Here is a 5905-nt window from a genome sequence, read left to right on the forward strand (position 1 = left end):
CCGGTGTTCGCCTTCACCACCGCCGACCACGTCACCGCGTACGACGTGTTCGACGTCTCCCGGCGGCTGCGGGAGTACGGCTGGCTGGTGCCCGCGTACACCTTCCCGCCGAACCGGGAGGACCTCTCCGTGCTGCGGGTGGTGTGCCGCAACGGGTTCTCCCACAACCTGGCCGACATCTTCCTCGCCGACCTCACCCGCGCCCTGGACGGCCTGCGCCGCCAGCAGGGGCCGACCGGTGACAGGGAGGCCGCCACCGGGTTCCACCACTGAGCCCTAGGAAGCGGACTGCCGCTTCTCCTCCAGCGCGACCAGCTCGAACGCCGTCTTGCCGTCCAGGGACTCGCGGATGATGTCGGCGTGTCCGGCGTGCCGGGCCGTCTCGCGGATCAGGTGGAGACAGAGCCAGCGCAGCGAGACCGCGCCGTCCGGCGGGAACCAGGGGGCGGAAGGCAGCGGGAAGGTGTCGTCCAGGCTGGGCGCGGAGCGGATCAGCTTCTCCGTCCCCGCGGCCACCTCCGCCCAGTAGGCGAGCTGCTGCGCGACCGTCTCGTCGTCGGTGAGCCGGAAGCACTCGTGCCAGTTCGACTGGTCCCGCTCCACCGCCGGCGGCTCCTGCCGGGCGCGGGCCTGCCAGGCCTGCTCGACCTCGGCGACGTGCTTCAGCAGCCCGCCCAGCGACAGTTCGCTCGCGCTGGGCCGGGTGCGCGCCTGCTCCTCCGTCAGGCCCAGCAGGGCCCGGCGGATGCCGCTCCGCTGCTCCTCCAGGAACGCCAGCAGTGCTCCCCGCTCGTCGCCCGGCGCCTCGGCTCCCACATGAGTGACCATGACCGTCCGCCTCTTCCTCGGCTCCCGCCGGGGCCGTTCGCCCCGACACCGACGAAGCTACGGGCCATTGAGGTCAGATTCTGTCCTCAATGGCCCGTGACGGCGAAGTTTCTCGCGGCGGCTCAGAACGGGAAGCCGCTGCGCCCGTGCTGCACCGAGATCCACTTGGTGGTGGTGAACGCCTCCAGGGTCGTCTCGCCGTTCAGCCGGCCGATGCCGGAGTGCTTCACACCGCCGAAGGGCACGATCGGCTCGTCGTGCACGGTGCCGTCGTTCACGTGGAACATCCCGGTGTCGATCCGCTGCGCGAAGGCCACCCCGCGCTCGATGTCACCGGTGTGGACGGCGCCGCTGAGCCCGTACGGGGTGTCGTTGACGATCCGGACCGCCTCCTCCTCGCCGTCGAACGGGACGAGGAAGACGACCGGCCCGAAGACCTCCTGCCGCAGCAGCTCCGACCCCTCGGGCACGTCGGTGAGCACGCTGGGCGCGACCAGGTTCCCCTCCACCGAGCCGCGCACCAGCGCCGTGGCCCCCTCCGCGAGCGCCTGCTCGACCACCCCGGAAAGGGCGTTCGCCTGCGTGGAGCTGATGACCGGGCCGATGACCGTGGCCGGGTCCCGCGGGTCGCCCACCGGCAGCGAGCGCACCTTGGCGACGAACTTCTCGGTGAACTCCTCCGCCACCGAACGGTCCACCAGCACCCGGTTGGCGGCCATGCAGACCTGTCCCTGGTGCACGAACCGGCTGAAGACGGCCGCGTCCACCGCGTAGTCGAGATCGGCGTCGTCCAGCACCACCAGGGCGCTGTTGCCGCCGAGTTCGAGCACCGCCCGCTTGAAGTTCGCGGCGCACACGGTGGCGACATGGCGCCCGGTGCCGTCGGAGCCGGTGAAGGAGATGACCCGCGGCACCGGGTGCTCGAGGAAGGCGTCCCCGATCTCCGCGATGTCGGTGACGACCACGTTGAGCAGCCCGCCGGGCAGGCCCGCGTCCTCGAAGAGCTTGCCGATCAGGGTGCCGCCCACGACCGGGGTGTTCTGGTGCGGCTTGAGGACCACGCCGTTGCCGAGCGCGAGCGCCGGGGCGACCGACTTCAGCGACAGCAGGAAGGGGAAGTTGAAGGGGCTGATCACGCCCACCACGCCGACCGGGACCCGGTAGAGGCGGTTCTCCTTGCCCTCCAGCGGGGAGGGCAGGATGCGGCCCTCGGGGGCCAGCGCCAGGTGCACCGACTCGCGCAGGAACTCCTTGGCGAGGTGCAGCTCGAAGCCGGCCTTCACGCGGGTGCCGCCCAGCTCCGCGACGATCAGCTCGGCGATCTCCTCCTCGCGCTCCTCCAACAGGGCGAGGGCCCGCTCGAAGACCGCGCGACGCGCGTAGGGGCTGGTGCGCGCCCATTCCTTCTGGACGCGCTCGGCGGCCCGGTACGCCTGGTCGACCTCGTCGACCGAGGCCACGGTGATCGAGGCCAGCTTCTCGTCGTCGTACGGGTTGAAGTCGATGACGTCCCAGGAGCCGGTGCCCGGCCGCCATTCGCCGTCGATGTACTGCTGGGCCAGGTCGCTGAAGAACGCCGCCATGTGATCCCTCAATCGTGAGCGTACGGCTGAGTCACGCCAGGTGCTGATCACGGGCCATCGTACTGGTGCGCTACGGAGAGCGAGGAGCGCGCGGCTCCTCAACTCCCTTGTGGATCAAACGTGTTCGGCAAGCCTTCGGATGAGCTCACGGCTCTCCTCGGGACCCGGACTGTCCTGCTGGAGTTCCTTGAGGGCGTGTTCGTACTGGGCGACGTCCTCGCGCTTGTCCAGGTAGAGCGCGCTGGTGAGCTGCTCCAGGTAGACCACGTCGGAGAGGTCCGACTCGGGGAAGCTGAGCAGGGTGAAGGCGCCGCTCTCCCCGGAGTGTCCGCCGAAGGCGAAGGGCATGACCTGGAGGCGTACGTTGGGCCGCTCGGAGACCTCGATCAGGTGCCGGAGCTGGCCCCGCATCACCTCGCGGTCGCCGTAGGGGCGGTGCAGGGCGGCCTCGTCGAGCACGATGTGGAACTCGGGTGCGTGGTCGCCCAGCAGATGCTTCTGCCGCTCCAGGCGCAGCGCCACCCGCCGCTCGACGTCCGCCGCGCTCGCGCCCCGCATGCCGCGCCGGACCACCGCGCGGGCGTAGTCCTCGGTCTGGAGCAGGCCGTGCACGAACTGCACCTCGTAGACCCGGATGAGGTGCGCGGCGCCCTCCAGGCCCACATAGGTGGGGAACCAGCTCGGCAGCACGTCGGAGTAACTGTGCCACCACCCCGCCACGTTGGCCTCCCGCGCGAGGGAGAGCAGCGACTCGCGCTCCGCCTCGTCGTCGATGCCGTAGAGCGTCAGCAGGTCTTCGACGTCCCTGGTCTTGAAGCTCACCCGGCCCAGTTCCATCCGGCTGATCTTCGATTCGGAGGCGCGGATCGAGTAACCCGCCGCCTCGCGTGTGATCCCCCGCGCTTCCCGCAGCCGCCTGAGTTGCGAGCCGAGCAGCATCCGCCGCACCACCGATCCGGGCTCTCCCGCGCTCACGTACGTCGCCTCCCCAACCATCCGCAAGGGCCTGAGTCTGCCACTAAAACACTTCAAGCAGTACTCGTGCGGTTACGGAAACGGAAAGAGGTGAACCGTTTCTGCTCGCCAGAGGTCACGACCATTGGCGCCGACGTGCGCCCCGATGGCGGAAAAAATGGCCAAGAAGCGGTACGCGCAGGGCGATTTCGGCCGCGTGCACGTGCATCTGCCCTTGCATCTGCTGTGCGCATCCGAAACCATGGGTCCCGCGCCACCGCTGCCTCGCAACGACCGCGAATTCCGGGAGTGCCTCGCATGGGGACGAATGGATCGACCATGCTCAAGCCGTTACGGCAGGGCCTTCCTCCGCTGGACCCCTCGGCCGTGTCCGGCGCCGCCTCCTGCGCGCTGCCGGCCCGCTACGAGGCCGTCCGCGAGGCGCGGAACTTCACCCGCTCCACCCTCGGCCCGTGGGACGTCGGCGACCGCTTCGACGACATCGCCCTGGTCGTCTCGGAACTCGTCACCAACGCGCTGCGCCATGCCATGCCCGCCGAACTGCCGCCCGGCGCCGGGCAGTCGGCGCCCGTCCGGTTGCATCTGCTGCACTGGACCGGGCGGCTGGTGTGCGCGGTGCGCGACCCGAGCGACGAGAGCCCGGTGCCGCGCGAGACCGAGGACGACTTCTCCGCCGAGTCCGGGCGCGGGCTGCTGCTGGTGGAGTCCTTCGCGGACGGCTGGGGCTGGCATCCGGCCATGGGCGACGGCGGGGGCAAGCTGGTGTGGGCGCTGTTCCGGCTCGGGAAGGACGACCTCGGGCAGGACGGCCTCGACTAGGGGACCTCGGTCAGGGCGACCGGGGCGTCCGACTCCCTTGCCGGTCAGGCGGGTTGACATCGTTGCCGGACCGGCTGCCGGACCGGGCCGCCGACGGGGTCAGCCGGCGATGAGGTGGTCGAACTCGCCGTCCTTGATGCCGAGCAGCATCGCCTCGATCTCCGCGCGGGTATAGACCAGCGCGGGGCCGTCCGGGAAGCGCGAGTTGCGCACCGCGACCTCGCCGCCGGGCAGCCGCGCGAACTCCACGCAGGAACCCTGGGAGTTGCTGTGGCGGCTCTTCTGCCAGGCCACGCCGTCCAACTGCGTGGCAGCCATGCCGTTGTACACGTCGTACCCCCCGTACACGCCGTCAACGTAGCGGTCCACAGGTCGCTCCCCGCTGTGCACTGTCTGATGTGGCCATGGTCGAACGACCCGGATCATAACCTTGTTCATGTGCAGATGAATGAGCAGATGCACGTGCACGGCGGGTGTTCCTGCGGTTACAGCTTTGACGTCCGCTTTACCCGAGCCGCTGGGGCAGGTGGTGTTGACGCGCATGCCCGAAAGCGGCTCCGGGCATGCGCGAGCGGGCGCCGCGCCCGCGCTTCCGCGCCAGGTCGTCCAAAACGGAACGTCCCGCCTTCGGGGGAGACGCGCGCCGGGCCCTTGTTGTTGCGCGGTGTCCCGGATTTCCCCGGGTAACGGCTGGTAACTTGCTGCGGACCTCCGGCTCTGGGGGGCCTCGCGCACGGCCGGCGGGGCGACCGGCTACTGGTTGGGAGCGTGACGTGACGACGGCGAAGGTACGGGCCGCTGCGGCGGCGGGACTGGTGGGCGCGCTCGCGCTGACCGTGACGGCGTGCGGCGGGGACGGCTCCCCGGACGACTCCCCCGCCACGAGCAGCGCGGCCCCGGCCCCCTCCGGCCCGGACGGCTCCGGCGGCGCGGGGGCCTCGGACCGGCTCCAGGGCAGTTGGATCACCACCGGCGGCGGCAAGATCGTCGCCCTGGTCATCACCGGCAAGCAGGCCGGGCTCTTCGTCACCGGCGGCACGGTGTGCAGCGGTACGGCGGGCGAGCAGGCGGGCCAGGACGTGATCCGGCTCACCTGCCAGAGCGGCGACGACAGCCGGGCCGAGGGCACGGTCGACTCCGTCGACGGCAAAGCGCTGAAGGTGACCTGGAAGGGCAAGGCCGGGTCGGAGTCGTACACCAGGGCGGAGGGCGGCAAGCTGCCCACCGGGCTGCCGACGAGTCTCCAGCCGTCGTAGGCGGTCCTCGTCCTGGTGAATCGGCGGGGGTGCGTACTCGGCCGCCGTGCCGAGGCGCCATGATGCGAGGAGACGTCACGACCTCGATGGGACCAGTACATGCGCCGCGTCATTCCGCTCACCCTCACCGCTCTCGCCGCCGCCCTCGCCCTGACCGCCTGCGACGACGGCGGCAATGGCGGCGCGGACGGTGCCAGGAGCAAGGCCGGATCCGGTTGCGCGACCGGCGCGGTGGCCCTGGAGGTCGGCTCCGCGAGCGTCGCGCCCGCCGCCGGGGACACCGGCGAGGTGCCGGTCAGCATCACCAACCAGAGCGCTCCCTGCACCCTGGACCACTTCCCCGGCGTCGTCCTGCGCCAGGGTGACCGCTCGGTGAAGCTGCCGGCCAGCGAGGGTGCCCGGGCCCAGACCCTGAAGCTGGCCAAGGGCGCGTCGGCGACCTTC

The 5905-nt window shown here is 70.8% G+C and carries 7 protein-coding genes and 1 pseudogene; 4 read left to right on the forward strand and 4 right to left on the reverse strand.

Annotation, left to right across the window (positions count from 1 at the left end):
- A pseudogene (locus tag GT030_RS19660) lies at window positions 1-273 on the forward strand (glutamate decarboxylase); the annotation flags it as partial.
- A 3-nt stretch (window positions 274-276) separates the two neighbouring features.
- Here GT030_RS19660 and GT030_RS19665 read toward each other — a convergent pair.
- The 3 genes from GT030_RS19665 to GT030_RS19675 form a co-directional block, all read right to left on the reverse strand.
- Window positions 277-828, reverse strand: coding sequence for a DinB family protein (locus GT030_RS19665; RefSeq protein ID WP_161202223.1), 552 nt, complete (start codon window positions 826-828; stop codon window positions 277-279).
- A 122-nt stretch (window positions 829-950) separates the two neighbouring features.
- Window positions 951-2411, reverse strand: a complete 1461-nt coding sequence (locus GT030_RS19670) for an aldehyde dehydrogenase family protein (protein WP_161202224.1) — start codon at window positions 2409-2411, stop codon at window positions 951-953.
- Between the two features lie 114 nt (window positions 2412-2525).
- The gene (locus tag GT030_RS19675; protein WP_161202228.1) at window positions 2526-3350 is read right to left on the reverse strand and encodes a helix-turn-helix transcriptional regulator; all 825 of its coding nucleotides are present in this window, start codon (window positions 3348-3350) and stop codon (window positions 2526-2528) included.
- A gap of 333 nt (window positions 3351-3683) precedes the next feature.
- Here GT030_RS19675 and GT030_RS19680 point away from each other — a divergent pair, with 333 nt between their 5' ends.
- Entirely contained in the window at window positions 3684-4205 is a 522-nt protein-coding gene (locus GT030_RS19680; protein ID WP_161202225.1) for an ATP-binding protein, read from the forward strand.
- 99 nt (window positions 4206-4304) lie between these two features.
- On the opposite strand, the gene GT030_RS19685 is transcribed toward GT030_RS19680, so the two are convergent.
- Window positions 4305-4523: a DUF397 domain-containing protein gene (locus GT030_RS19685; protein ID WP_202440822.1), complete on the reverse strand. Its 219-nt coding sequence runs from the start codon at window positions 4521-4523 to the stop codon at window positions 4305-4307.
- A 455-nt stretch (window positions 4524-4978) separates the two neighbouring features.
- Here GT030_RS19685 and GT030_RS19690 point away from each other — a divergent pair, with 455 nt between their 5' ends.
- Entirely contained in the window at window positions 4979-5461 is a 483-nt protein-coding gene (locus GT030_RS19690; protein ID WP_161202226.1) for a hypothetical protein, read from the forward strand.
- A 99-nt stretch (window positions 5462-5560) separates the two neighbouring features.
- On the forward strand, window positions 5561-5905 hold a 345-nt coding region (locus tag GT030_RS19695), incomplete at its 3' end, for a DUF4232 domain-containing protein (protein WP_161202227.1).

This window comes from Streptomyces sp. SID1328, assembly GCF_009865595.1.
In the GTDB taxonomy this organism is placed as follows: Bacteria; Actinomycetota; Actinomycetes; order Streptomycetales; family Streptomycetaceae; genus Streptomyces; species Streptomyces griseoluteus.

Bases quoted from the DNA above. Each gene is read 5' to 3' on its own strand.
- GT030_RS19665 (WP_161202223.1), bottom strand. From the start codon at position 828: ATGGTCACTCATGTGGGAGCCGAGGCGCCGGGCGACGAGCGGGGAGCA.
- GT030_RS19670 (WP_161202224.1), bottom strand. From the start codon at position 2,411: ATGGCGGCGTTCTTCAGCGACCTGGCCCAGCAGTACATCGACGGCGAA.
- GT030_RS19675 (WP_161202228.1), bottom strand. From the start codon at position 3,350: ATGCTGCTCGGCTCGCAACTCAGGCGGCTGCGGGAAGCGCGGGGGATC.
- GT030_RS19680 (WP_161202225.1), top strand. From the start codon at position 3,684: ATGGGGACGAATGGATCGACCATGCTCAAGCCGTTACGGCAGGGCCTT.
- GT030_RS19685 (WP_202440822.1), bottom strand. From the start codon at position 4,523: ATGGCTGCCACGCAGTTGGACGGCGTGGCCTGGCAGAAGAGCCGCCAC.